Consider the following 23942-nt stretch of genomic DNA (forward strand, 5'->3'; position numbering starts at 1 on the left):
CTGGTTCGATTGAGCACCCTCGCCCTGGCCCTAACGCTTGGGAGTGCCGCTGCGAACGCTGAAGACTGGTCACCGTCTCCAGAACCGCAGTTCTGGTCGCAAACCCGCCAGACGCTCCAGGCTTCGGGTCAATTAACTAAGCGAACCTGGTTGTTTATGGAAGCGATGGATTCACCAAGCCTGAAAGCTGGCGAATACCTCAGTAATCCTGCGCGGACCTCACTCGGCGTGGAATTCGATGCTGCGGTGCTAATGCAGCGACAGGGCCTGGATGCCTGGAAGGTGCGCGAATTGCGAATGCGTGCACTCTGCAATCAGCAAAGGTTGCAGCGCAGTAGCGCTCAGGGTCAATGGCTTGATTACGTCGGGCGGCAGGACATTTCGGCAAAGGTTCATTGGATTTGCGCTTTACCAGCACCTGACTAAGCCCTTGCCATCTTGGGTGATGACCGGTACACATGTATTGAAGAACAAATGAATTGCCGGTGTCTGCTGGATCCCCCGAGCCGCTAACTACTGCTCAGCAAGAGCTTTACGACTGGCTTGCCGACTACATCGGTTGCAACCATCACAGCCCGTCGATTCGTCAGATGATGCAGGCGATGGGCCTGCGTTCACCAGCTCCTGTTCAGAGTCGTTTGCGGCATCTTCAGCAAAAAGGCTGGATCACCTGGCAGGAGGGTCAGGCGCGCACCCTTCAGTTGCTGGGAGGGATAGCTTCGGGTATCCCGGTGCTTGGCGCTGTTGCGGCAGGTGGTCTGGTTGAGACCTTTGATGACGTTCAAGATCGATTGGATCTTGCTCCTGTTCTTGAAACCCGTGGTTTGTTCGCACTCACGGTGAATGGTGACTCCATGGTGGATGCCCATATCGCTGACGGTGATGTGGTGCTGATGGAACCAGTCGTCGATGCGGCTCGTCTGCGCCAAGGAACGATCGTGAGTGCTTTGGTTCCGGGCAGTGGCACCACGCTGAAACATTTTCATTGCGACGGGCTCACGGTTCGGCTGGAAGCCGCGAACCCTGCCTACGAGCCGATTGAGTTGCCTGCTGATCAGGTGCAGGTTCAAGGGAAACTCGCAGCCGTATGGCGACAGATGTAGACACGGGTGTCGTAGAGGGTTCGCAGCGGCCGTTGTCGTTGTAAGCTTCGACACGACAAAGGCAGGTTCTACACCTCGTCTGCGTTTTCGGGGCCATAGCTCAGCTGGTAGAGCACCTGCATGGCATGCAGGGGGTCAGGAGTTCGAGTCTCCTTGGCTCCACTGATCAAATCCATTCCACAGCAAGGGGTTACGAGCTTTTCGTGCCCCCTTTTTTGTTGTCTCTTTTTGAGAAGGGCTTGGACCTAAGTGCAAAGCTGTCCTCTTTTGAGGCGTTTTTATCACTGGGATCTCCTGCGATTAGGGCGATCTCATCTTTATCAGGATAAAACCCTTGCCATTAGGGTTTTGAGTAGAGCCCCTTCTCGCTTTTCGCTTGAGGAGCTGAATACTGTCCTGAATCAGTCAGGAGTCAAATTCCGCATCACAAGCAACTATCAGGGTCCTTTCTTCCATCTTCCATAAATTCACTTACGCCCCATCGGGCATTGACAGTCCACCGATAGATCACCGCTAGCTCCTCATCAATTGGCGTGGGCATGTTGCGTGGTTTATGTCGTTGTCGAAGTTGTTGGGGATGACATTCGTATTCCCTCGCGCTGAGGAATCCTTCATCTAGAAGCTATTTGGTGTTACTTCGCGACTTGGCAAAGTTCCCTCACGCACTCGCCTCAGTACATCGCGTGCGATTGCCACGCTGATGGCATCGGTGGAATAGCCCTTCTGCTGGGGGTCCAGCCTTTTGTCGATGGATTTGCTGTCGTCGCCTGCCACGGATCGTGTGATCTGGGCCAAGGGCCACTTGGCTTACTTCTGATCAATCTCTGCTGTGGAGCTCGATTTCACATCCCTCAATTGAGTGATCTCTACAGCTGCTACGGGGCAGAGCCATGGCTAGGGCGTGTTGAGGGATACATAGAGGGGGAGATGGCCAAGGGCTATGTCTTACATGAGGGCCCCAGTCCTTTTGATGGCCAGCCGATCGTCTCGATCGCCACGTTGCACTCCAGCAACCGCAAAACCGGCGACATGGTGCAGACCTGGATCCTGCCAAGGGATTTGCATCCCCTCGATGCAGTGAAGAGCGGCCAAGACAGCTGCATCTGCGGGCAGTGCCCGCACCGTGGATCAGGCACCAAGCGCACTTGCTACGTGAATGTCGGCCAAGCACCGGCGAACATCTGGCGCACCTACAAAGCCGGTGGCTACCCATTGATCACTTCCTATGAGGAGGCCGTGAAGGGTCGAGTCGTTCGCTTTGGTGCCTATGGCGATCCAGCCTTCATGCCGATCACGGTGGTGGCCAACCTGCTGATGTTTGCCAGGGGGCATACGGGCTACACCCACCAGTGGTTTCAAGACTTCGCCGCCGACTACAAAGGCATTTTTATGGCGTCGGTTGATTCGTCGATCGATGAAGAGATGGCGCAGAGCCAGGGTTGGAAAACCTTCAGGGTGTTCGCACCGGATGCCCCAATCGAAGGTTCGAAGACCTGCCCAGCGCAACTCACCGATAACCGTGTGCAGTGTGAGCGCTGCCTTCTCTGCAATGGAAAGAGGGCCAACATCGGCATCCATGCCCATGGTCGTGGGGCTAGGCAGGTGGCTGGTTTAAAGCCATCTGTGCATCGCGTTAAGGCTGTTAAGGCCTAGCTGGCCAAGAGTGTCTTCAGCTGTTCAGCAATTTCTGCGGCATCGTTTTGCCCCACAACCTTGAGGATCCGCTTGGCAGCTTCTTTGGGGTCTTTGACCATGTAAATCGACTTAGTCGCCGACTTACTCGGAGGAAGAAGACCTGCAATCCGCAGAGCCGTTGTTGGTCGTACCAGACCATCCAAGAGTTGCTGGTAGGCGTCTTTGACAGCTACCTGAGTTGTCCCTCGTTGTTTGCAGAGTTTGGGGCTGAGCGAATAGCGATGCAGCCTGTCGAGAACAGCGGGGATTGAATTGGCTCGTGGTTTGGTTGGTTCAGGTCCAACCACTTCTTGATTCAGCTGGAGAGCAGGGTTGTGGATTGATTGCTCGATCACTTGCTCTACTTCTTCCCAGTGCTCGCCGTAGGTGCAGGCATGGCCGGCTGTGATTTTGCTGAAGCTGTCAGAACAAGCTTCCAAGGTCACAGGATCCAAGATTTGCACCAGAGCCTTGGCGGCATCCGCCGACTGCTCGTATTCGATCGAGTTGGTGAGAATGCGGAAGAGTTCCCCGGGGGCAAGCTTCAGGCCACCATCTGAAAAGTCAGCACCACACCAGTCCACGAAGGTGGAAAAGGAGGCAACGGTGCGCTTGAGTCCATCGGCGGAAAATACTCCAAGCTTTTGCCACCCACGCACTTTGATGAAGCCGTAAAGCTTTGCGGCCAAGCCCTCGAGACGACCGAATCGGATTTGGTCACGCAAGGCCCAGTAGTTGATGGTGTTGACGCGACAGTCGTAGTCGAGTGTTTGGAGCCATTCCGCCTTGGCTGCTGAGAGTTGTTCATTGTTGTCTTTCATGGATCAGCTTGCGATGGAGTCATCAATGGATTGATGCCCCTTCTGTCCCTTGATTTGGTCGGCTCGATCTTTGGCCTTATAGGCCGCGTCCCAGAAGTTGGTATCACCAGCAGCCTCCAGTAAAGCGATCAGCTTTACGGGATGGATGCTTAGAGAGTTGGCGTATGCAGTGAGGGCAGCGACTTCTTGAGCAGAATATTCCTTGCCACCAAAGATGTGGACATCGCCTTCCCCTTCCGCGCTTAGACCCTCAATGGTCGTAGTTGGCTTGTCTGTAGGACCTTCCCTGGGATCTCCAGCTTCATGGTCGTCTTTCAGTTGGCGGTGCGTCTGAATCGCTTCATGGATGCGCTTGGCATATTCACGTAGCCGTTCATCGCCGTACTGATAAAACACCGCTGTTTGATCCAGCGGAGCCTCCGGTTCATGTCGCAGAATCCGACCCAGCACCTGCGTCCAAAAAAGTGGAGCTGTCTTGTTAGTTGCATAAACCAACACCCTCAGGTGCTTGATGTCGACGCCTTCGGTGACCATCTGGACTGTGATCAACCAGCGTTCACGGCTGGGTGAGGTGTCGTCTTGGAACCACCCTAATTTTTTTTTGGCTTCTTCCACGTCGCCATGGACGACTACCGGTTTTTCGCCGGTGAGCTCCTCAACGAGGAGACCCATTGCATCGGCATGCTCGCGGACCTGGCAAACGATCAGTCCACCTGCCCAGGGATGCGTTTGGCGAATGCTTTGGAGTGTTTGATCTGCCGCAAGGATTTGATCACGGATGTACTGGGTGTCCGCTTCAACGGCGAAGCGGTTGCGCTGATTCATCAGTTTTTCAACGTCGCCCTCAGAGAGTTCCGGATAGATCTCCTCCAGGTCGTCATCAAATGTGTGGTCAAAGTCAGTCGTCATTCCATCGGGTGAACTGACTCGCCATTGCACTCGGCCACTCCACGTCGGGAACTCCACCTCTCGAACGACACCATCTGCCAGTGCATCGTCATAGCTGTAGGAGTAAGCATGAGACCCCTTGAGGTCCAGCTCTTCAAGGCGCTCAGAAAGGCGGACATAACTGCACCAAGGGATGCGGGAGTGGTCGCTGCGGAATGGCGTGCCAGTTGTCAGCAGACGAACCGTCGATTCTTCAAAGGCCAGTTCAAAGTTCTCTCCCCAACTGTTTTTATCCGAGAGATGATGTATCTCATCCGCAGTGACAAAGGTGCGGTGTGTTTTAGTCCATAGAGCTATTTGGCTCGTTTTCGCATCAGAAGCAAGCTGCTGATAAGTCAGCACAATGCCATGGTGAACATTGAAGTTCACATTCATGATGTTGGTGCCACCGTACAGGCGAAGACCGAATAAATCCGCTACTTGAACAAAATCAGAGCGAAGTTTGTCGGAGGGAACAACAACAGTAAACCAATCACAAAGACCTGTTGAAGTCAGATATTTGGCAACTGCAAGTTGGGCGATTGTTTTTCCCGATCCTGGGAATGCATTTAGGATGAATGCCTTCCGTTCATTGGGCTCGAGAAAAGCCTGTGTTCCTGCGAAATCAAGGAATCGCTGAGCAAATTCTTCTTGCCATTTGCGTAGCTCAATTTTCTGGGGTAGATACTGTTGGACGGGATGAGTTGTCATTTTAGATTGATGGCAAGGAATGCAGAGTGCTTGACCGTTGAGATGTTCTGTAGGCCCACCTTTGGACCAGGGCTGAATATGGTCGGCTTCCCAGTTAGAAGGATTGAGAAACTTCCCACACATGGCACATCGGCCTTGTGATTTGAGGTAGATGCGTGTTCTTTGAAGGCCAGTGAAGACTCTTCCCATCGATCAGACCTCCAATGCAATTTGCGAATTACTAGCAAGAATCTTTTTGCGCCTCTGCTGACGGCTCACATCAAAGATCTTGGTTGCCGAAGCACCACCCTCAACGATTTGTTCAACCGTGATGACTTGGATCTTTGGGATCACATATCGTCCATTGTTTTGTCGAATTTCCCCTAGTCGTTGGATTCGCTTGAGCGTGAATTCATCAGGCATCGTGAAGGCAACCAAGAATCCAAGATCTGCCTTGTGTTGCTGCATCAGACGCTCAAGTCGATCAACATCTGTTACGGATGGCGGCTCATCATTGGAGGTGACATAAATAGCGGTGCCATCAACGGTGCGACTTTCTCTCCAATCCTTGAATTCACGAATACCAATCAGCCGACCGCTCTTTTCTTCGTGTGGTGCAGCTTTGAGATTAAGGATGGCCCAAGCGTCGTACTGCGTTCGATCTGCATCGCGAAGATGTCGGGCTGATTCCAGATCAAAGGGCACTCCAATTACTGGAATGTTGTCTTCCTCGAGATCGAGATTAGTTGCAAGTCGTGCCGCTGTGCATGCCACTGCATGATGCGTGACATCCATACCGATCCAGTTACGGTTGAGCTTGGCAGCGGCTTCGATGGTGGTGCCTGAGCCCATATAGGGATCTAGGACTACATCTCCTTCATTTGAGCTGGCTTCAATTATTCGCTCTAGAAGAGCAATAGGCTTCTGAGTGGGATAACCGAGCAGCTCCTTGCGGTATGCCGAGATGTTGCTGAGGAAGCCGTCAGCCCACCAACTCGTGGGGAGCTTGCCTTTGTTATACCGCTCGCGTTGATCATCTTCTTCGTAATCTTTCTTGCCATGTACGCCCCTCGCCTTGGTGAACTCAGCTACGTATGGCAGTCGAACTGCATCAGGATTAAATGTGTAGTCTTCGTCTTTGGAATAGAAGAGGATTGTGTCGTGCTTCTTAGGAAAATATCTCTTGCATGGGCTAGGTCCCGTATAACACCAAATGATTTCATTGCGGAATCTTCCGCCACCAAACACCTGATCCATCACCAGCTTTAAGTAATGACTGGCCGTTGGGTCGACATGCAGGTAGATGCTGCCGGTACTCTTTAGAACGCGATGCATCTCAATCAGACGAACTGTCATCGCCACCAGATAGGCAGGCAGGCCATCATTCCTCTTGAATGTTTTCATCAAGCAGTTCAATAAGCACCAAACATTTTTGTTGCGCTCGTTGATGTCATTCAGCCATCGGATCTGCTCTTGACCCCATGACCAGTTGTCATCAAACGCCTTGGCCTGAGCCTTGGCTCCGAAGCTGCAGTTGTATACACGCTTTGAGTTATATGGTGGATCTAAGTAAATCAGATCTACGCTCTCACTCGGAAGTGTTCTAAGCGTGTCGAGATTGTCGCCATAACAGAGTCGGTTGACGTGCTCGAGTGTGGCTGACGATGTCTTCTTCATGTGCAAGCTCTTGCTTGCATTCATCATCAAAATTTTGTCTTGATTTGAACTCCCTTGGCTGAGTGATCTTTTCGGTTTCACTCCTCCCTCATTCAAGGGATGTGCTCGTTTCCTTGGTTGCTGAAGATCGTGGGAGTTGGTTTTGTAGGGGCTTGTGGACTTGATCTCAAACGAGAAGTTGAATCTGGATTCCATCCCACATAGCAGTGATTTCTGGTGCTTGATGGCTCCCTCAGCTGAGGGATGTGGGATCTCTTGGAATAGTGCTCAATAGTGTTGCGTGCGTAGGAGCATTTATGCCCCCCTCCTATGACTTGATCTATCTGTGTCAAGGCGAGCTAAGAACCGAAACTATTGAGGTATCTGATGCCGCTGAAGCGAGGCGTTTGGGTCGTGATAAGTATCCCGATTGCATCTGTGGTGTCGTTTGCCACGAGCAGGCATCAGCTCCAACCGCAGATCACGACTAAAAGGAGCTCACTGCAAAGTGAACTCCCTTCTATCCCAAAAAGTAGACCGAAGTCATGAAAAACGAATTCAGCTAATCATGTACCTGGGTCGATTTTAGATTTTTTCTTTGATGGAAGATTTGCTTGAGCGGCCTGTAGATTATTGCTGAGGAATGCATGGAACCCATTCATTCATGTGCTGATCCCAGACGAGCCGAATCATCACTCCATTTCTTTGAACATAAATCTCTTGCTTGGTCAGTTCTTTACTGGTCATTTTATTCGTTGCTCTTGATATCTCAATGATCACCGATTGGTGATTTGCTCACATCCCTCGCTTCAGGGATATTGCTCTTGCTGTCTGATCCCTCGGATGATGGATACAGGCGCTTTGGCGTGGGGCCTATTCATGTAGGGGGCAAACCACCACCTCTTTCCCTGACGCCTCAGGGGCGATTTAGTAAGTGCTTGGGGTTGGTTCCGTCGCTGCTGGTTGGCTTGCATTTGAACTGACTTTTGTTACACATGCACTGCCGCTCTTTCCGGATACCCCAGCTAGAACAAGACCATCGTTGAACGCTCGCTATGGAGCTGCTCCTTGAGTCGCGCGCAATCAAGGGAGCGATTGATCAGGCCAGAGTGTTGCTTCAAAACCGCCGAGTAGTGGTTTGTATGGGTGATCGCTTGGCCTTGATGTGTCTTTGCCTCACTGAACCAATCAGGCCTGTTGTGTTAGGGGCTGCGACTACAGAGGATGAAGGTTTCCAGCTGGTGCGGCGCACGAAGCCAGATTTATTGATCTGCAGCTCAGATCTGGAAACTGGTTACGGCATTGATCTGATCAAGCGAGTCCATGCTGAGTTGCCTACATGCCAACGCCTGATTGTGCTCGTGCGTGAAACCCAGGCAGTTGTTCGCGAAGCCATGGATGCCTACGCCGACGGCGTGATGTTCAAATCAAGCTTTGGAACAGGTCGGGGCGATTTCATTCAGGCACTGCAAACTCTCTCAGAGGGTCAGGCTTATTACCCCGAAGAGATCCGCCGCTTGGGTGCACAAGCACTTCGGTCTGATCTTCCTCCTTTGGTCGAGCCTCTTTCAGATCGCGAGATTGAGGTGGTTTCGTTAATTGCTAAGGGTCTCAGCAACCAATCTGTTGCAAACCAATTACTAATCTCGATCGAGACAGTGAAAACGCATGTTGTCAATGCCACAGGCAAGCTTGGCGCTCAAGGCCGCACGCAGCTCGTGGTGAAAGCTATCGCTTATGGATTGATCGATCCTCTAGCTTAAATCACTATTTCAATATGCTATTGCTTTTTTGTGCGAACACTTTTTGTGTCTGCTATTAAGTATTTGTTTTTTATTTTTTCTGCTAGACAGATGCATTCTACGTGTGATATTAGAAAATAAGTTCTGATTCCAGTAGAGTCCAACTATATCTTCTCCTTGGAATCCCCTGCGCCGCAGTCAGTCTCATTTTTGGCTGTTCTACATGGCATGCAGGGGGTCAGGAGTTCGAGTCTCCTTGGCTCCATTGAGAGATCCTAGTTATAGCTTGGGTTTCTGACTATCTGAGGTGAGCGATCTGCGCATCGTGTCCCACCTGGATAGTCCCATGTCTGCGCATGATTCTGCGCATATGCAATGTTCTGCGTACATGCCTCAGCAACAGTGGTTTGGCCGCCTCCGAGGTCAGATAAAAGACCGCTGTAGTCTCGGCTGGGGCATCGCGGATCGCCACGGAGATACCCAACTCACCCGCCGCATCAATGACGGCAAACAGCATGAGAATCCAAGGCAATCGGTGCAGCTGGGAGTTCCATGGACCCCAATTTCCTTGATCACTTTTTAAGCGCTTAAAATTTCTCCATCCCATGCTGCCATTTAGACAATTTCAAAGATTTTGAGTCTTCTTGACTCACCTAGTTATCAGCATTAAGCTAAAAGGGTGGAATATTCTCAGGAAAAATATATTCTTGACAGCCTTGGATGGGTGCATTACCGCCAAGTATTGCCATCCGATCTACTAGATAATATTCGTACTCAGATAAGTCAGCAACTTGTGCTTAGAGGCCTTAGGAATTCTATCCTCCAGAAATCAGACCTAAACAGTGCCTCAGTTCGCTTCTTCCGAAGTAATCCAAAACAGCTTCTTTTTCTACAGGGCATGCTTCCAAGCTTGCCTTCCGCGTATGAACTCGCACTTCTCCCCCTAATTGGCAATTTATTGGCGGAGTCAGCTGGCTGGGCGCAAGCTGTTCTTAGTCCAATTCATAATCTCCGCGCTAAATTACCTTGGAATCTAAATAGCAGTCCTTTTACCACTTTGCCTTGGCATCAGGATTACGGAGCTACTGATCCTACTGTTGATTACGTCAGACTAATGACTGTATGGATACCTCTTGGTCCAGCATCGACTCGCCATGGAGGGTTGGAAATTATTCCTCGCTCTAATCATCTTGGCTGGCTTTCCCACAGTAGAGCTGAACGCGGTCCTGAAGTCGATCAGGAAACTATGCGGGATGCATTACAAGCAAATTGCAACCTCTGCCCTGTCTCTGTTCAAGCTAGTGCGGGTGATGTGGTTATATTTGATCAGTTTACGCTGCATAGAAGTCTCAAAAATAAAAGCAGGATATGTAGATGGAGCCTTGATTTCCGTTACGCAGAACTAGGCAAAAGTACAGGGAGACCGGGGCAATGGGAAAGGGATCCTCGTATTGGGGAGAATGTCGGAGAAGGAGTTATGAATCTTGCTAGACAGAGATACTCTTCGGATGTACCAATACGAAAAAGGGTGGACGAGATCTTGACTCTCTGACCCCATAAAGACTGAATACTTCTGTTTTTTTGTACAATATTTAAGGTTTCAGTCGATGGCAGGTCATCGAGTCAGCCTCTGAATCCGGAGATTGTGTGTCCATCGGAGGGGACAAAACTCCACCGCTTTCGGATTAATGCCTCATTTCACAGACTTCGCCGGCACACACCTCTCAGCTCAGCTCAGCCCATTGATGAGCTGAGCGGCAGCTTCAATGCTCCCTCATTGTCTTTGGCTGCTCATGATGACAGCCGTGGATTATGGCTTGGGAAGTTCCAATGGAGGCGTAAGGCCCGATCAAGGCCTCAGACCAATAGAGTTTCCTTGTAAGACAGGATCTGAATTTGAGGCATCTAGGGAGGGTCACCTTACAATGCAATAACCACTGCCAGCAGAACTAGACCCCGATGGGCAACTGCCTCGCTTAGGGATATATTGCTTACCATTATTCACTTTGCAGTAGCCACTCCCAGCAGAACTTGTACCGCTTGGGCAGCTAGTTAATTTGGGAATGTATTGCTTTCCGTTGTTGATCTTGCAATATCCACTCCCAGTAGAACTTGTACCACTTGGGCAACTGCCAAACTTCTGAATCATCTGAGCAGACGATGGATTGCCAAGAAGCACTATCGATGTGGATACCAGTAACCCAGCAAAAATGTTGAACTGCATCTGTATGAAACAGCAATCAAATGTTTAGTCAGTATAATCAACGGATTCAGACCATCTTGTTATCTTTATCTCGCTTCACGAAGTCTCCATCGAAATCGAAATAGGCATTCCCATCAGAATCTGTATCGACTTCCGAGAAAGTTTGATGAGCATAGTCCACATTGTTTTCTTTATGCCTTTCAAATGCTTGAGCAGAGAGCACATTCCCAATCCGAGTGAATTCGCCAACGTGGCGTTATGACAAATAAGGACTGCCCACTAGTTGATCGCCATGAACCGAAAAACGGTTCCGCTGGTTGATGAACGACCAGTAAGGCAAGGTCTCCTGCTTCACCAAGTCAAACAGACCAGTGGGGCCACTGCGCGGGCACAAAGCTGAACTTAGGTCTCATGCGATGGCGTCTCCTCGGTTGGCCAGTGCGATAAACCAATTCCTGATTTTCGGTGGTCTCCTGAGGTGCTTGCTTGAACAACAGTGTTTTTGCGTGAGTGACTGCAGCTAAGCCCAGCGTTAGGGAGAGGGCATAAACGAAAGTCGACTTCATCAACATGGCGTGTGGGAGGAATTAATGAGTGGGGGTTCTGCCCCTTTGCCCCCCTCAAGATCACAGCCCTTCTGGTGAGCCTCGCTACACAGCTCTGGTGTAGACCACGAGCGATTCTGATGAGTTCTGGTGAATGGCTCCGATACATTGCCTGACTGGGCTTGTGTTACCCGGAAGTTGGTGATGCCATGGCTCCAAGACCGCTAGAACCCCGCACTTGGCATGAGTCTTAGCTTCTATCTAGCTTCTGAACAAAGCAACGATCAGCCCATCAGTGCTGAGGATGATCAACCCGTAAAGCCATATCCTGCTTTAAACATTTTCAATGCCTTGAGTAATTGAAGAAAGTTGATCGACAGTTAGATTTCCTCCCACATAAACCGCCTCAAGCGAAGAAAGTGCATATATTCCAATTCCTACAAGAATTTCTCCAAGCTGGCTCTGATGATTGACTTGCTGAAAGCTGATTTGAGAAGTTTGAACTCCTTGAATAAAAATCTGGTCGTTTGCGTCAATCTTCTCGATTTTGTCAGATTTAAGACCCGACTTGTTGTTATTAGATCTACCATAGAAATCGTTAAATAACCATTCGTCACTTTTAACGAATATTTTGTCAACAGATCCATCAAATGAGTTTTTAAATGTATTTAATCCAAATCCACCGTACATCTCATCAGATCCCGCGCCACCATCCAGGATGTCCCTGCCTTTGCCGGCTCGAAGGGTGTCATCGCCGGCGCTACCACGTAGTAAATCAAATCCCCTATTCCCAATCAATAAATCATCACCAGCATAACCAGTTAAAATATCATCTCCACCTAGCCCAAACAAAGAGTCTTTCCCACAACCACCACCCAAGTTGTTAGATAAATCATCTCCAAATATAATCATTGGGTCGCAACCATCTGAATCTGAAGAACCTGATTGAACATTATTTATCTGAATGGTTGCCTGATTTGACGAATTACCAGACGTGTCTTGTGCAACATAATTAAACGTATCGATGGTCGACACAAAAGCAGTCGCGTAATATTCCCTAGGTCGGGAGCTAATAAATGCAGACATTAGAGACTGTCTTTGGCGTTGTATTGAATTTTTGCTGATAAAATTGCTACGTAAAGAGGAGGATGATAGAGAGGAACTGGAGTTCTTTATGTAGTAAGCAGTTCCATCTGACTTGAGATAGAGTGTTCCATCAGAGCCTGAAACTTGTTTGTAATTAGAGCTCACTCCATATGTTGAATGCTCGGAATCATCCAGGTCATCGAAAAGAATACCATTTACAGAATATAATGTTAGATCAGAGGGGTCATCGATATTGTCGGTATCATTCGCGAGTATATTAATATTATTAGATATTGTATTGGACTGTAAATCCTCAGTGTTGTCAATTGCGACTGGAGCAGTTTCATCTAAATCAACTAAATTTACAGTGACAGTATGAGTGGCGGTATTATTATCTGAATCAGTGGCAGTGGTTTGGACGACAAAGTCATTATTTGAGTCAGAATCTCCCGGTGATTCAAAGTCCTGCGCATCGCTAAAGCTGAGTTCTCCAGTAGCATTATTTATTGTGAATAATGCCTGGTCTGATCCACCACTCAAAGACCATGTAACTGATTCGTTTGCAGACAATGATCCAACTTCTGTCGTGTTTTCATTGATACTTATAGAGCTAGATTCGTCACCAAGATTGCCAGAAAATCCTTGAATTGATGGAGCGGCAGCAGGGTCTACAATTTCACCCTGAAATTTAGTTCCGTCGGAAACAGCAAAATAACTTATTTCTTCAAGCACATGCCAGGTTTCATTGTCTCGTGACTGATCTTCTTGAATATATGCAGTAAAACCTGAGGTTGTTAATGCAGAAAGCCTGGTCTTTGAAGGATTTCCCCCGTTATACGACACATTTTGGGTAAGAAGTACAGGATTCGCACTGAAAGTATTTGTTAAAAAGGAAAATGATTGTCCCGTGTGATCAATTTGTTGCGAATTAGCGTCGAGAAGGCGCCCTTCTATAAGGCTGTCTCCATCTGTTGTTGAGAAACTATCATCAAAGGCAAGGTAAGCAAGTGATTCAATTACATGCTCTTTGCTCCCGTGTTTGTTTTGACGTTCATCTTCCTGATGAGCAACTTGAAAACCTGTCGATGATATATTTCTATGCCTTAATGTAATCCAATCAGTGCCATCAGTGGTTTGTACTTGAGAAATAAGACCAGGCTTTGCGCTAAAACGATTGCTAAATATTTGATTTTGAAATTTATTGTTTTTTGTGTGAATTCGATCATATATTCCAACTTCCAGCCTTGAACTATCGACTAAGTCCCATGTCCCCTCGGAGATTGCTAAAAATGAAACTGTTTCTGAAGGATGGGTTGCATTATACCCATACGGTCTTTGTATTTTAATCTCAAAAGAAGCAGGAGTGCCTGCCGAACCTTTTGTGATGTTTCTAAGCCTTATTTCGACTGGTGCAAGCGTATTTTTCTTTCTATCACTGCTGGGTGCACCGTCATTGAAACTATTTATCTCGGCAAAGATTGCTATATTTCTGGAGTAATTTTTTGAGAGTGTTATTGTAGTCCATTCACTGTTGACAGCACTACTGCCATATTCGGCAAAATCTTCGAACGCCATAGCAGTTTTTACTACTAATTAATTTTAGCAGTTGTCTTCGTAAGTGTGTGATCCCAATAGTGCGAATTTGTCAAGTGCTGATTGAGATATGGGCAATTTATTGCCCAGTGAGTTGAAAGCCAGAGATGATTTCAATTGATGGTCTTTATGTAACTGCATCATTTAGCTTTCATTAGCTTGACGACGCTCTTTTCAGCCCATGATATTTAAGCTGTTGTAAATGGTTTTTGGCATCTTGACACGATTGCCTTACAAGCATCCGGGTTACCCAATCCCAGTCAGGCATTGTGCTCTCAGCTATTCACCAGATGTTCACCAGAGCTTCGAGTGGTCTCTACCAGAGCTGTGTAGTGGGCTTCACCAGAAGGGCTTTGATCTTGAAGGAGTGAGGGGGCAGCAGCCCCAAACATTCACTCCTTGAAGCCATGACGACTCTTAACAACACATACAAACTAACGACAGCTGTTCTTTGTGCTTGATTGATGGGTGCTACAACTTGTGCTCTAGTACCAGCGTGTGAAGCGCGCAGCTACGAACAGCAAAGACGTCGAGAGCTCAGGCAGCTACGCAGAGACATTCGGCGCGACACGCGTGACTACCGGCGTGCTTGGCGAGAATATCGCCGAGATGTTAATCGGTATCCACGCGTGATCCCTGCTTATGGACTCAGGCACGGGCACACCTATCGAACACCTGCATGCTTTGGTATTCAGATGCGCTTTTGAAGCAATCAGGAAACCTGTACAGACACAAGTTCAAAAGCTCTTGCTCAACATCATTCACTCACTGAGCCCCACTCTGACGAGCGGGGCCTTGCGTTGAAACGTCGTGGCTCAGACGTCGTCACCACCGGGACGAGCACTGCCGTTGAGGTTGTTAGTGGGCATATCGAACTGTCCTGTCATGAAGGTCGTACCACCAGGACCAGCCTGACCGCCGAGTTCAAGAACAGGGTTGAGTGATTCCCCGAAGCTGTTTATTCCAGCGGCTGGTTCGAAGGGTTCAGTCATGCTTCCAGCTGCATCACGGAAGTTTCCAGCCGCATCCTTGCCCCAAACACTGTTCATTGCTCCTTGATGCATAGACATCGATGGAGCTTCTGTATCAAGGGTGATCCCATTGCAGAACACCACATCGTTTGAATCAAAGTCCTGAGTCATGCGGTCTTCACAGGTGCTGGCACCACCGTTTGTCCAGATTTTCGTTGGACGACCTTCATCGGTCAGTGAGTCACCGTCACGACCTGGCTTGAAATGGTTGTCGCCCCAGATCACGCTGCCTTTGGTGTCGATGTCTTGAGGCTTGAAGACACCTTCACCAATTATGGGAACAAGGATTCTTGGATCGCTGTCGCCAAAGGTCTCTGACAGAGAGCCAATCGGACCAGTGTCGTAACCCGTTTTGAAAACTGGATGAACAATGCTGGTGCTTTCGCCTTTGGCGGGTCTGACGTTGGTTGTTTCGTTCAGGGCATCGAAGTTCCCGGTGAGTTCATCAATGGGCTTAGCGGAGAATCGGGTGTTGCCGTAGTTCGAATAGTGAGGCATTGATCTGAAGGCGATGGAGGGTCGTTCCCTCTCGATGGACACACCATCTCCGGATTCAACGGCTGACTTGATGACCTGCCTCAAGCAGGGCTGTGAGGTTGGTCACAGGCTCTTTCGCTCGAAAGGGGGATGGTGAATCCAGACAGGAGAAAGCCTTGGAACCCATCAGCGCCACCATCGTGATCGTTGCTCTTGTGGCACTGGCTTGCTGATCTTCACCACCTAGTCGTGCACCGTTTTCAGGCTGGGAGTCCATGCAGAAGTCAGGCGGCTGGAAACGGTGCCCGACTAGGTGGTTACTTGCCCCCGTTCAGAACTCTTCGTCGGGCCCCACGCCAAGGACTGCTCTGCAATACCGCAAGCTGCTGTCGCCATCTTTGTTGGGATCAAACCTTTTGGTAATGCCCAGCTTTGAATCGAGCTCTTTAAGGCTGATCGTTCTTGCCGCATAGAGCCCGCAGAAGTGGGTGTTCCAATCCAGTTGTGACTCACAGCCGACTAGCAGCAATGAAGTCACTGCAATGGCGGCAATGGAAGGCAGTCGTTTCATTCTGTGGGTCCTGCTCTTACCTCTCATTCAACTGATGCCCCCATTTGGTCAGGGGCGCCATCTGATCATTTTCTCCCTGAAAATCAAGGGCTGCATCGAAGACAAGGCTGCTGCAGCGTCTTCGGCTGACGACTAAACCCCCGCTAACGTTGCACCTGTTCGAACTGATACACATACTGAAAGGGACAAAATCAACCCGATGAAGAAACTCGCTAACAAGCACAAACGCTTGATCACGATGCTTCAACAGAAAACAGATTTGTCTGATTATCAGATCCTGTGGCTGTCCTTTGCTAAAGGCATCATTGTGGGCATTGTCATCACAGTTATCATCCTCTAATGCAAAAACTCAAGTCAGCACTCAGAAAAGTTAATGACTTCAATCTTGATTCTCGTATTCCATTGGTTAACTTGCTCTGCTTTGGAGTGATTGTCTGGGGCTTGAACACCCTTCCATACGTGATTCTGTTTTTAAATTGGTTGTTCCTTGCTTTCTCAGTGGTTATTGTTATCAAATCAATTAAATCTGGTAACTGGAGTAAGCCATTTAAAAAATGACAAAAAAGTGTCATACCTGTTCGCATGCTCGCCGCCAGAAAGAGCACCATCTGATGAGAGTCACTAGTTTTATTAATCAACTTCCGATGCGTCTTCTGAGTACAACCCTTATTGCAGCTGCACTGATCGGTGCATCATCCGTGGAAGCTGTGGAGATCAATGGTCAAACTAGTTTTGTGGCTGTGCCTACAAAGGCGAAACTCACTAACTACAGGTGGTATGCCTTCCAAGGTGCTGCTGTGTATTACTTAACACTGGAATTACCTGAGGATGCAGGCACAGATCTCGGAGGTATCAACCTTGAACAAATCCAAGGTCAGAACGCTTTCTCATACGGAGCCGTACCTGTTCAAGCATTTATAGGATCTCCGCGTCATCAAGGCAGGTCACTTGATGTCGAGGCGGAATTCAGCGACGACGCCCGGTCAGTCGACGTCAAATTTTCATCAGCGGTAAACCCTGGAGACAGCGTAACAATCGCTTTTCAAGCAGGAGTGAATCCGCCTCAAGGCTTCTATACATTTTCAGTGACGGCGATTCCAGCAGGGCCAAATCCTGTCCATCAGATGGTGGGCGTAGTTGATATGAAGATCTTCCAGAATGAGTGGTGAGCTAAGGACTGGTGGATGGGGCAGGTGATCTTCTGCAACGGCGCTGCCCGTGACCCAAAGATCCACAACCTCTTTCAGATCGCAGATGGGGATTCAGGCGTAATCCGCTGGGTCAACGCTGATCTGGTGACTCACATCCTTCCAGCGACTGACTAACGAAATCCCCTGATTGGGTGGTTGCACCTACGGCCTGAACTTTCCAACGCCGCAACCCACCAACAAGCCCACAACGCCACCAATAGAACCTGCCTTCAGCTGCTTTCGTTGGTCTGGGCTCATCTGGCCTGCGAACACCAGTGCTGCTGCGTGGATGGTGGTTTCAGCCCATTTTTGCGAACAGCTTTTTATGCCGGTCAACAATGTCTTTGCATCCGACCACTGGAGTTAAATCGATTTCGATTCCGTACTCAGCACGTCAAGGAGAGAAGTGCTCAATAATTTGTGCATCGCTCTCATCCTTGAAGAGTGCGGTTACACGGCCAACACCAGGCGCATGAACGCGAAACAACATCTCAAAGCCTGGAAACTTGTCAGCTTTCGCCATCTCACCTGAATCCCACAACTCGCAAAAGCTCTTGTAAGCAGCGAGCTGGCTGTCAATATCAGGAAACTGGCAGTCCGCTAGATACATCTGCACGATTGGTCAAAGCGATTGAAACCACTTCGTAGCCATCTCAGTGTGCTGAGCATCTTCACGTCACTTTCGGCTGACAGTCTGATTCGGGTGCTGTCCAGACTCCACCGCTGCCGAACAAGGACTGGCTAGCTGCTTATCGCTTCTTTGGCTTTCTCAATTTCCTTGATCAGATCTTCGATTGTTCCGGAAGATCCTTTGATTTTCTGAACTGCCCAGAGAGCTGACTCAAGACTGTCGATGAAGGTCTGGTTCTGATCAGGAAACTCAGTACCGATGAGCTTGTACGCCATTAATGAGTTCTTGAGTTGGCGCTGCAGACTAGTCGTTTTCACCAAGCAGCCTCATCTAAGGCCTCTCTCAGGATTCGGCGGGATGTGCTGCCTCCTGATCAGCCCTAGATAGGTTTTGCCTTGTGTTTTTGAGTGGGTACAAACTACTCATAGCTGGCCATAAAAAACGCCCCCTCAAGGAGCGTTCCGAGCCAGATAACCCCCATCACCAGGGCTACCACAACTAGTGGTGATGGCCCGGTAGTACATGTCGTGTACTACCGGTGATGTTCGCCTGCACTTTCTGAAGGATCCAGAGAATTTCCTTAAAAGTGCGCTTTGCAGGTGCCTGAACACTGGATATAGCGGCGTGTCGAGCTATGTTTCGGGACCCCATCACCGGGCCTGTCCTTGCGACAGGTTTTTTTTGGCAAAACGCCATGGGTTGAGTGGTCACTAGCTCTAGTGACTAGGCAGAGCTGAGAGTGGCCATGTACAAAAAAAGCCTCTTTTTCAAGGGGGCGATTTCTCGTGCCGTGTTCGGACACAATGCATTTAACCGAAGACGCCCTTTCCAATCTGCAGTACTGACTACTCCAATCCGAATTGCTGACGACATCCGGAACAACAAAACTGGACGATGATGGGACGTTTGCAAATTTCTAGATGGCACGCTTCATGATCCTTTGGTGCGCACCCGATCCCACCAACGTGAAATACACCCAGGCGATTGTGGATTACATCAAAGGTGGGAAGCCCATGGATGAATACGCCGGCTTCAAGGTGCTAGCGCGTCAGATCCATCCTCACCTCGGAGGAGGCGTACTTCTTGTGGAGGCCGACAACCTGGCAGCAGTGCAAAAGCACACTTATCCGTGGACCAAAGGACTCGGTGTAACGGCCACGATCACCCCCGGCCTCAGCGATGAGGAGTACGTCGATCTGGAAGAAAGCATGAATAGCTGAGCCAAGGCCACTAAGCGGGTGGCCCGGGTGTCCCGCCCAAAAATCTAACTCTCCCTGTTCCCAACTCTCTTCTCTTCAACTTTTGAAGCAAGAGGTAGGGACGGGTGGAACAATACCGGGAAGTTGACGCAATCAAGTTGAAAGTCGCAATCTGATTAAGACGCCGCACGCCCCCACTGCAGTTACGGAAACTCACCACCTGGTCAGTCACCGCTTCCAGCCGCCTGACTTCTGCATGGTTTCCCATGCCTCGATGGCGTTGTGACGAAGCATGCATGTGATATTGCCAAATATATAATATTAACTATTTGACGAGTGTTGTTGTAGAGGTTTTTTGCGATATTGATGTGGATCAATTCTTTTGCTTCTGCGATTATTGGTTGTGAGATCAAGGCCTCATGGCTAAATTTAGAATGCTTTTTCTTGTTTCTTTGAGCTTCTTTGTTGAGCCTGAATCTGTTGCTGTTGTGGCTCGGGGGCTTCTGGGGGCTGTTTCGACGTCTCAGGGGCCATCTCAGGAGCAATTGCGTCTAATTCAGTCGTTGCTGGATTATTTGTGGGACCGCCCCGACCTTAAAATTCATAGATTAAGCCCAATTAATTCTTTCGAGCTTGCACGTACTATTACCGATCAATCTACTCGGAGAGTTTTTCATAATTTGCAAATGATGCTTGAATTGTCTAGGCATCCTCAGTCAGAAGAACAACTTCGTCTTGGCGAAGTTTATTCCGAATCTCTTGGCGTGACGAGTGACGCATTGCAAGTGACCCGGGATTATTTGCATTCTGGTGTTAGAAAAGCTGCTGAGGATGCAAATCGCATATTCCATAAATTTCTTCCATTGAGAAGTGAGCCTGCACTTGCAGGGCTGGATTTGTCATCTATTGATAACGGCCATGAATTAGCAAAGAGACTTGAATCGTTTTCTGAATTACCTGAAATGAGTCTTGGCTGGGCGTTAGTTTACTACTATAAACACTTTGGTTTTCCTGTTCCAGGTTCTCAATTATGTGCGCTAAATAGTCTGTATGTCGCTCATGATATGACGCATGTAATTTCTGGTATTTCAATTACTCCTGCTGGAGAAATAGCATTAAGCGCCTTTCAACTTGCCATGGGCCCTAATCAAGTTAATGAAAGTGCCCTTTTGGCATCATTAATTACTCATGAGGCTGGCTTTGTAAGTGTTAACCCAACCCTTCGTCCTGACGATGCAAGCCTCAATAACTCTTCCGCCGTACATTTGCTTTCGAGTGAGATGGCCAGAGGGAGTTGCTGTAATGGTGACTTCTCTTTGGTTGATCACTTCCAGCTTGCCCATCTTCCTCTGTCAAGAGTGCGCAAGCAGTTCAATGTTTTGCCGCCCAAAAACCCTGACGATGGTCACCATTTTCTTTGGTCGTGATAAGGAGCCCAAGATTCGCTTGTCATCAGCCTTCGATTTCCTCGAAGACCTCTTGAGCTGCTAAAAGCGCATTGGTCGCAGCAGGAAAGCCGCAATAGGCAATCATTTGGGTGATTATTTCAAGGATTTCTGATTTGTTGCTTCCTGTATTCAATGCTCCCTTTATATGGACCTTTAGTTCTGGCAGCGAAAAGCCTTGAACTGTCAACGCTGCCACCGTGCAAAGCTCACGTGTTTTGTCGTCAATAACATCCCTTCGGTATAATTCACCAAATGGGAATTCTACATTTACCTTTGCGAACTCAGGGTAAATGTCATGGATTGCCTTAATCCATTTTTCAGCAGCATCGCCAAAATGCTTTTGCATTTCTTGCATGCCCTGGATGTATTCTGATGATGGCATTTGTATTCGCTGTTGTTTGTGGTTAGTTAATGGTGGTCAAATCCCAATATCCCCTTGATTGCTTCTTTTTTGCCCTAGACAAGTAAGACCTTGAATTGTTTTTGGCCATAAGTTCAAATTGACTTCTGAAGTTATAGCAACGGTATGCGTTGCATAACTCGGTGTCACCTGATGCTTGGCGTGATGCACGTTTCAATTAAATGAGCTCCGGACGCGGACCCCAGTGCGGATCCTCTTATCCACTGAAGAATGGTGTTGTGTGAACGCTCAGCATGGGAAGCTTTGCAGCTTCACGAATGATTCGCTTATTGCGCATGCTCAATGGGTCGTCGTTCAGACCCGACCGTTTGCATCGCGCTGTGGCGCATCATGCGCTTGACTACTCCAACGAGCAGTTTTGTTGACCTTCGGTAGGACCTTTTTCGTTCAGCTCAACATGGACTATCAACCTATGTGATTCTAGGCAACTGGGTCTTTTAGTGTCTTAATTCAGCTTGGCAATGCCATCATGAGTTTGCTATGCGGATTACTCATGAAGCGAGTCGCGTTAACTCTTGTCATTCTCTTGGCGATACCTTTGACCGCAAGAAAGGTTCACACTCACGATGGACATGGTGCGGAGAAACTAGGTGTCAGCATTACAGAGCTAGTTAACTCAACAAAAGAATGGAATGGACAAGCACTCCCTAATTACCCCGCCGGTCAAGCAGAAATCAAAGTCTTGAGAATTAAGATTCCCTCGGGCGTGACCCTTCCATGGCACTACCATCCTGTGATCAATTCAGCAGTGATCCTTAAAGGCCGTTTAGAGCTCTATACGAAAGACGGGATGACGAAGTCATTTGGAGTAGGAGAAGCTCTGATCGAAGTGGTAAACACAGCTCATGCGGGAAAAGCAGTTGGTCCGGATGATGTTGACCTGGTGGTTTTCTATGCTGGCAGCAAAGGAATACCAACAACGGTCTTATATAAATAATTGCCAAACTTTCCATACTCACAATTGATGTGGTCAGGGCCATCTGTGCTGCTGCTCTGCGCCCAGGATCGCTTCAGCAGCCTGATGATCCTTATGTTGCAAACTGCTGACCTAAGCATTTTTGCTACCTGGTCAGGGGCCGCGGATTGTTTATGTTTCGCTGGCTCTCAGATCTAAAGGCCCCCTTTCGACAGTATTAAGCCCGGCGCTTGAAGAAGTCGAGAACTCCAATCAATGACTGACCTCACACTCGGTATTTCCGCTTCATTGCGCGATGCGTAGCTGCAGCGTCTGGAAGCGGCCCTAGCTTCAAAAACTGCAGTCAAGAACAGCTCTATCAAAGACAAGCCTGTACGCGACTGAACGTTAACTGTCGCTCTTAACCCTTGACCAGACGGGCATAAAGAGTGCACCAAGCTTTAGGTGGCGACCTCAATAGTTCTGTTGTGGAGACACTGCTTTCAATCCTGCTTGGTGTTGCACTTGCCTGGGTTTTGATCAGGGTCATCGCCTTTGTGAGTGACCGAAGCAGGCGTTCTTGAAGGTTGTATGAAGACTGACTTGTACTTGTTTTGAGCGGTATCAGCGCATCTGTGGGTAGCACTGTCGCCAGCCTGACTTCTGCATGAGTTTCAATGCCTCGATGGCGTTGGGGCGAATTAATTACTAAATTTCATTTGGCGATACGCAATCGCTAATTAGGCTGTGCTTCGAATTCAGTAGTGAGTTGTTTCTTGCGCACAGCTTCAGAGCATCTAGCTTCCAATAGCCATTAGCTCCCCGTCGCTCTATGCATGAAGTTTTGCTGATTGCTCAATTGCTAGCCTACGACGATGGAGGTTTCCAGAGCTGGGTTGACAGTCGTCCTCCAGAAGAGCTTTGCGAGCTGTACATGTCAGGAACGATCGACGACACCATGCTTCCTGGTGGGCGGGCAACAGACCCTTGTCAGACCGTAGATGACGCTTCGCGCTTTACCCCCAAATAGAACGACATCACCCAGATGTGGGAACGATGTCCCTCCGCTTGTCTTCTGCATCGACTCTCCGGTGTTGACGGGCTTGTGGCGAAGCCTCTGATCAGCGACAGGCTGATGATTGCCACGTCAGTTGCTTCGCGAAACCCTCGTTCAAGCAGAGTTTGTAAGCCGAGATCTGAGCCCTATTGGATGGAGACTTTTGTCGCCACTCAATCGAGCAACGCCTCGGTTAATCCTCTTTTCACTCTATCCACCCTCAGCTTTCTGCGCGATGGGGTAGAGCAGTCTCAGAGCATATTCACTTGCCTCCACATCAACAATATAAAAAAGGAGGTCGCTTGGACCTCCTTTTTTCTCAAGTAAAGTTTGTGAATTTATAGTGGGATTAATGCTTCATTCTGCTGAATTGATAGATCTTTGACGATCTTTCGTTAATTGACTTGACTAGGCCTTTCCCACTTGGCAGGATTGGCATAGTTTAAGTTTTCGTAGGTTGTTGTATTGAGGTTTTGTGAATTAGCGCCTGCTGTATCAGCAGAACTGGGCCTTTCCCACTTGGCAGGATTGGCATAGTTTAAGTTTTCGTAGGTTGTTGTATTGAGGTTTTGTGAATTAGCGCCTGCTGTGTCAGCAGAACTGGGCCTTTCCCATTTTGTAGGGTTGGCATAATTCAAGTTCTCATAGGTTGATGTGTTTAGCCCTTGAGAATCGGCAAGTGAAGAACTTGCGGTACCCATTACAATAGAAGCGCTGCCTAAAAGAGTTACAGGCGCTAGAGATAGAACAGTGCAAAAAACTTGCTTGACTGAAGGCGAGTGTTGGTTCATGAAGTCAGGTTGCGACAACCATTTCACGCTTAGCTACGTCAATAAGCTCTGTCCTCTGGCTCAATATTTATTTACAAGAGTGTCCAAGCTCGTTTCAGGATTGATTTTAGCCCTTAAGTTAATTGTTGTCTTTTGGCGAGTACAGAGAGCTCAAGGGTCAAATGGTTCTGCTCAATGATGACCTATGGAAT

The 23942-nt window shown here is 48.7% G+C and carries 22 protein-coding genes, 1 tRNA gene and 1 pseudogene; 12 read left to right on the forward strand and 12 right to left on the reverse strand.

Annotated features, from left to right (window positions below):
* The first annotated feature begins 9 nt into the window (after positions 1-9).
* The 3 genes from DXY37_RS03240 to DXY37_RS03250 all read left to right on the forward strand — a co-directional run bounded on the left by DXY37_RS03240 (position 10) and on the right by DXY37_RS03250 (position 1265).
* Complete coding sequence (locus DXY37_RS03240; RefSeq protein ID WP_244276810.1) at positions 10-426, forward strand: hypothetical protein; 417 nt, start codon at positions 10-12, stop codon at positions 424-426.
* Between the two features lie 53 nt (positions 427-479).
* Positions 480-1103: a transcriptional repressor LexA gene (gene lexA / locus DXY37_RS03245; protein WP_067094414.1), complete on the forward strand. Its 624-nt coding sequence runs from the start codon at positions 480-482 to the stop codon at positions 1101-1103.
* Positions 1104-1192: 89 nt separating this feature from the next.
* A tRNA-Ala gene (locus tag DXY37_RS03250) sits at positions 1193-1265 on the forward strand.
* 453 nt (positions 1266-1718) lie between these two features.
* On the opposite strand, the gene DXY37_RS03255 is transcribed toward DXY37_RS03250, so the two are convergent.
* Positions 1719-1898 (reverse strand): hypothetical protein, encoded by a 180-nt coding sequence (locus tag DXY37_RS03255; RefSeq protein ID WP_115125318.1) that lies wholly within the window; start codon positions 1896-1898, stop codon positions 1719-1721.
* Positions 1899-1958: 60 nt separating this feature from the next.
* Between DXY37_RS03255 and DXY37_RS03260 the strand changes: the two genes are divergently transcribed.
* Positions 1959-2756 (forward strand): hypothetical protein, encoded by a 798-nt coding sequence (locus DXY37_RS03260; protein WP_136975538.1) that lies wholly within the window; start codon positions 1959-1961, stop codon positions 2754-2756.
* Here the strand turns inward: DXY37_RS03260 and DXY37_RS03265 are convergent.
* The 3 genes from DXY37_RS03265 to DXY37_RS03275 form a co-directional block, all read right to left on the reverse strand.
* The gene (locus DXY37_RS03265; RefSeq protein WP_115125320.1) at positions 2753-3598 is read right to left on the reverse strand and encodes a hypothetical protein; all 846 of its coding nucleotides are present in this window, start codon (positions 3596-3598) and stop codon (positions 2753-2755) included. The genes DXY37_RS03260 and DXY37_RS03265 overlap by 4 nt on opposite strands.
* A gap of 3 nt (positions 3599-3601) precedes the next feature.
* A complete protein-coding gene (locus DXY37_RS03270; protein WP_170951758.1) occupies positions 3602-5359 on the reverse strand; it encodes a DEAD/DEAH box helicase family protein in 1758 nt (585 codons plus the stop codon).
* 69 nt (positions 5360-5428) lie between these two features.
* Positions 5429-6988, reverse strand: a complete 1560-nt coding sequence (locus tag DXY37_RS03275; protein ID WP_170951759.1) for a site-specific DNA-methyltransferase — start codon at positions 6986-6988, stop codon at positions 5429-5431.
* A gap of 938 nt (positions 6989-7926) precedes the next feature.
* Here DXY37_RS03275 and DXY37_RS03280 point away from each other — a divergent pair.
* Together DXY37_RS03280 and DXY37_RS03290 are read left to right on the forward strand one after the other, a co-directional pair.
* Positions 7927-8634 carry a response regulator transcription factor gene (locus DXY37_RS03280; RefSeq protein ID WP_115125323.1) on the forward strand — a complete coding sequence of 236 codons (708 nt, stop codon included), beginning with the start codon at positions 7927-7929 and terminating at the stop codon, positions 8632-8634.
* Between the two features lie 658 nt (positions 8635-9292).
* A complete protein-coding gene (locus DXY37_RS03290; RefSeq protein WP_115125325.1) occupies positions 9293-10165 on the forward strand; it encodes a phytanoyl-CoA dioxygenase family protein in 873 nt (290 codons plus the stop codon).
* A 1529-nt stretch (positions 10166-11694) separates the two neighbouring features.
* On the opposite strand, the gene DXY37_RS13005 is transcribed toward DXY37_RS03290, so the two are convergent.
* The 4 genes from DXY37_RS13005 to DXY37_RS03310 all read right to left on the reverse strand — a co-directional run bounded on the left by DXY37_RS13005 (position 11695) and on the right by DXY37_RS03310 (position 16119).
* Positions 11695-14022 (reverse strand): hypothetical protein, encoded by a 2328-nt coding sequence (locus tag DXY37_RS13005; protein ID WP_136975539.1) that lies wholly within the window; start codon positions 14020-14022, stop codon positions 11695-11697.
* Between the two features lie 833 nt (positions 14023-14855).
* On the reverse strand, positions 14856-15653 hold the full coding sequence (locus DXY37_RS03300; RefSeq protein WP_170951760.1) for a hypothetical protein: 798 nt from the start codon (positions 15651-15653) through the stop codon (positions 14856-14858).
* Complete coding sequence (locus tag DXY37_RS03305; RefSeq protein WP_115125328.1) at positions 15625-15825, reverse strand: hypothetical protein; 201 nt, start codon at positions 15823-15825, stop codon at positions 15625-15627. Before DXY37_RS03305 ends, DXY37_RS03300 begins: the two co-directional genes overlap by 29 nt.
* Before the next feature lie 54 nt (positions 15826-15879).
* A complete protein-coding gene (locus tag DXY37_RS03310) occupies positions 15880-16119 on the reverse strand; it encodes a hypothetical protein (protein WP_136975540.1) in 240 nt (79 codons plus the stop codon).
* A gap of 339 nt (positions 16120-16458) precedes the next feature.
* Here DXY37_RS03310 and DXY37_RS13190 point away from each other — a divergent pair, with 339 nt between their 5' ends.
* The 3 genes from DXY37_RS13190 to DXY37_RS03325 all read left to right on the forward strand — a co-directional run bounded on the left by DXY37_RS13190 (position 16459) and on the right by DXY37_RS03325 (position 17444).
* On the forward strand, positions 16459-16677 hold the full coding sequence (locus tag DXY37_RS13190; protein WP_115125330.1) for a hypothetical protein: 219 nt from the start codon (positions 16459-16461) through the stop codon (positions 16675-16677).
* Between the two features lie 86 nt (positions 16678-16763).
* Positions 16764-17288: a DUF2808 domain-containing protein gene (locus DXY37_RS03320; protein ID WP_115125331.1), complete on the forward strand. Its 525-nt coding sequence runs from the start codon at positions 16764-16766 to the stop codon at positions 17286-17288.
* Between the two features lie 15 nt (positions 17289-17303).
* Positions 17304-17444: a DUF3104 domain-containing protein gene (locus DXY37_RS03325; protein WP_115125332.1), complete on the forward strand. Its 141-nt coding sequence runs from the start codon at positions 17304-17306 to the stop codon at positions 17442-17444.
* A gap of 163 nt (positions 17445-17607) precedes the next feature.
* On the opposite strand, the pseudogene DXY37_RS03330 reads toward DXY37_RS03325, so the two are convergent.
* A pseudogene (locus DXY37_RS03330) lies at positions 17608-17925 on the reverse strand (DUF3303 domain-containing protein).
* A gap of 125 nt (positions 17926-18050) precedes the next feature.
* Positions 18051-18257, reverse strand: a complete 207-nt coding sequence (locus tag DXY37_RS13010; protein WP_136975541.1) for a hypothetical protein — start codon at positions 18255-18257, stop codon at positions 18051-18053.
* A 603-nt stretch (positions 18258-18860) separates the two neighbouring features.
* On the opposite strand from DXY37_RS13010, the gene DXY37_RS03335 reads away from it, so the two are divergent.
* Both DXY37_RS03335 and DXY37_RS13015 read left to right on the forward strand, forming a co-directional pair.
* The gene (locus tag DXY37_RS03335) at positions 18861-19160 is read left to right on the forward strand and encodes a DUF3303 domain-containing protein (protein ID WP_115125333.1); all 300 of its coding nucleotides are present in this window, start codon (positions 18861-18863) and stop codon (positions 19158-19160) included.
* Positions 19161-19558: 398 nt separating this feature from the next.
* A complete protein-coding gene (locus DXY37_RS13015; RefSeq protein WP_136975542.1) occupies positions 19559-20566 on the forward strand; it encodes a hypothetical protein in 1008 nt (335 codons plus the stop codon).
* Positions 20567-20591: 25 nt separating this feature from the next.
* Here DXY37_RS13015 and DXY37_RS03340 read toward each other — a convergent pair whose 3' ends face one another.
* Positions 20592-20969 carry a carboxymuconolactone decarboxylase family protein gene (locus tag DXY37_RS03340; RefSeq protein WP_115125334.1) on the reverse strand — a complete coding sequence of 126 codons (378 nt, stop codon included), beginning with the start codon at positions 20967-20969 and terminating at the stop codon, positions 20592-20594.
* A 532-nt stretch (positions 20970-21501) separates the two neighbouring features.
* Here DXY37_RS03340 and DXY37_RS03345 point away from each other — a divergent pair.
* Positions 21502-21945, forward strand: coding sequence for a cupin domain-containing protein (locus DXY37_RS03345; protein WP_244276812.1), 444 nt, complete (start codon positions 21502-21504; stop codon positions 21943-21945).
* 1410 nt (positions 21946-23355) lie between these two features.
* Here the strand turns inward: DXY37_RS03345 and DXY37_RS13020 are convergent.
* Positions 23356-23661 carry a hypothetical protein gene (locus DXY37_RS13020; RefSeq protein ID WP_170951761.1) on the reverse strand — a complete coding sequence of 102 codons (306 nt, stop codon included), beginning with the start codon at positions 23659-23661 and terminating at the stop codon, positions 23356-23358.
* Between the last annotated feature and the right edge of the window lie 281 nt (positions 23662-23942).

Origin of the sequence: Synechococcus sp. GEYO (genome assembly GCF_900473955.1) — a bacterium.
Taxonomy (GTDB): Bacteria; Cyanobacteriota; Cyanobacteriia; order PCC-6307; family Cyanobiaceae; genus Synechococcus_C.

Coding starts and splice junctions, on each gene's coding strand:
- DXY37_RS03265 (WP_115125320.1), bottom strand. CDS start 3,598: ATGAAAGACAACAATGAACAACTCTCAGCAGCCAAGGCGGAATGGCTC.
- DXY37_RS03270 (WP_170951758.1), bottom strand. CDS start 5,359: ATGTGTGGGAAGTTTCTCAATCCTTCTAACTGGGAAGCCGACCATATT.
- DXY37_RS03280 (WP_115125323.1), top strand. CDS start 7,927: ATGGAGCTGCTCCTTGAGTCGCGCGCAATCAAGGGAGCGATTGATCAG.
- DXY37_RS13005 (WP_136975539.1), bottom strand. CDS start 14,022: ATGGCGTTCGAAGATTTTGCCGAATATGGCAGTAGTGCTGTCAACAGT.
- DXY37_RS03305 (WP_115125328.1), bottom strand. CDS start 15,825: ATGGACTCCCAGCCTGAAAACGGTGCACGACTAGGTGGTGAAGATCAG.
- DXY37_RS03310 (WP_136975540.1), bottom strand. CDS start 16,119: ATGAAACGACTGCCTTCCATTGCCGCCATTGCAGTGACTTCATTGCTG.
- DXY37_RS13190 (WP_115125330.1), top strand. CDS start 16,459: ATGCAAAAACTCAAGTCAGCACTCAGAAAAGTTAATGACTTCAATCTT.
- DXY37_RS03320 (WP_115125331.1), top strand. CDS start 16,764: ATGCGTCTTCTGAGTACAACCCTTATTGCAGCTGCACTGATCGGTGCA.
- DXY37_RS03325 (WP_115125332.1), top strand. CDS start 17,304: ATGGGGCAGGTGATCTTCTGCAACGGCGCTGCCCGTGACCCAAAGATC.
- DXY37_RS03335 (WP_115125333.1), top strand. CDS start 18,861: ATGGCACGCTTCATGATCCTTTGGTGCGCACCCGATCCCACCAACGTG.
- DXY37_RS13015 (WP_136975542.1), top strand. CDS start 19,559: ATGGCTAAATTTAGAATGCTTTTTCTTGTTTCTTTGAGCTTCTTTGTT.
- DXY37_RS03340 (WP_115125334.1), bottom strand. CDS start 20,969: ATGCCATCATCAGAATACATCCAGGGCATGCAAGAAATGCAAAAGCAT.
- DXY37_RS03345 (WP_244276812.1), top strand. CDS start 21,502: ATGAAGCGAGTCGCGTTAACTCTTGTCATTCTCTTGGCGATACCTTTG.
- DXY37_RS13020 (WP_170951761.1), bottom strand. CDS start 23,661: ATGGGTACCGCAAGTTCTTCACTTGCCGATTCTCAAGGGCTAAACACA.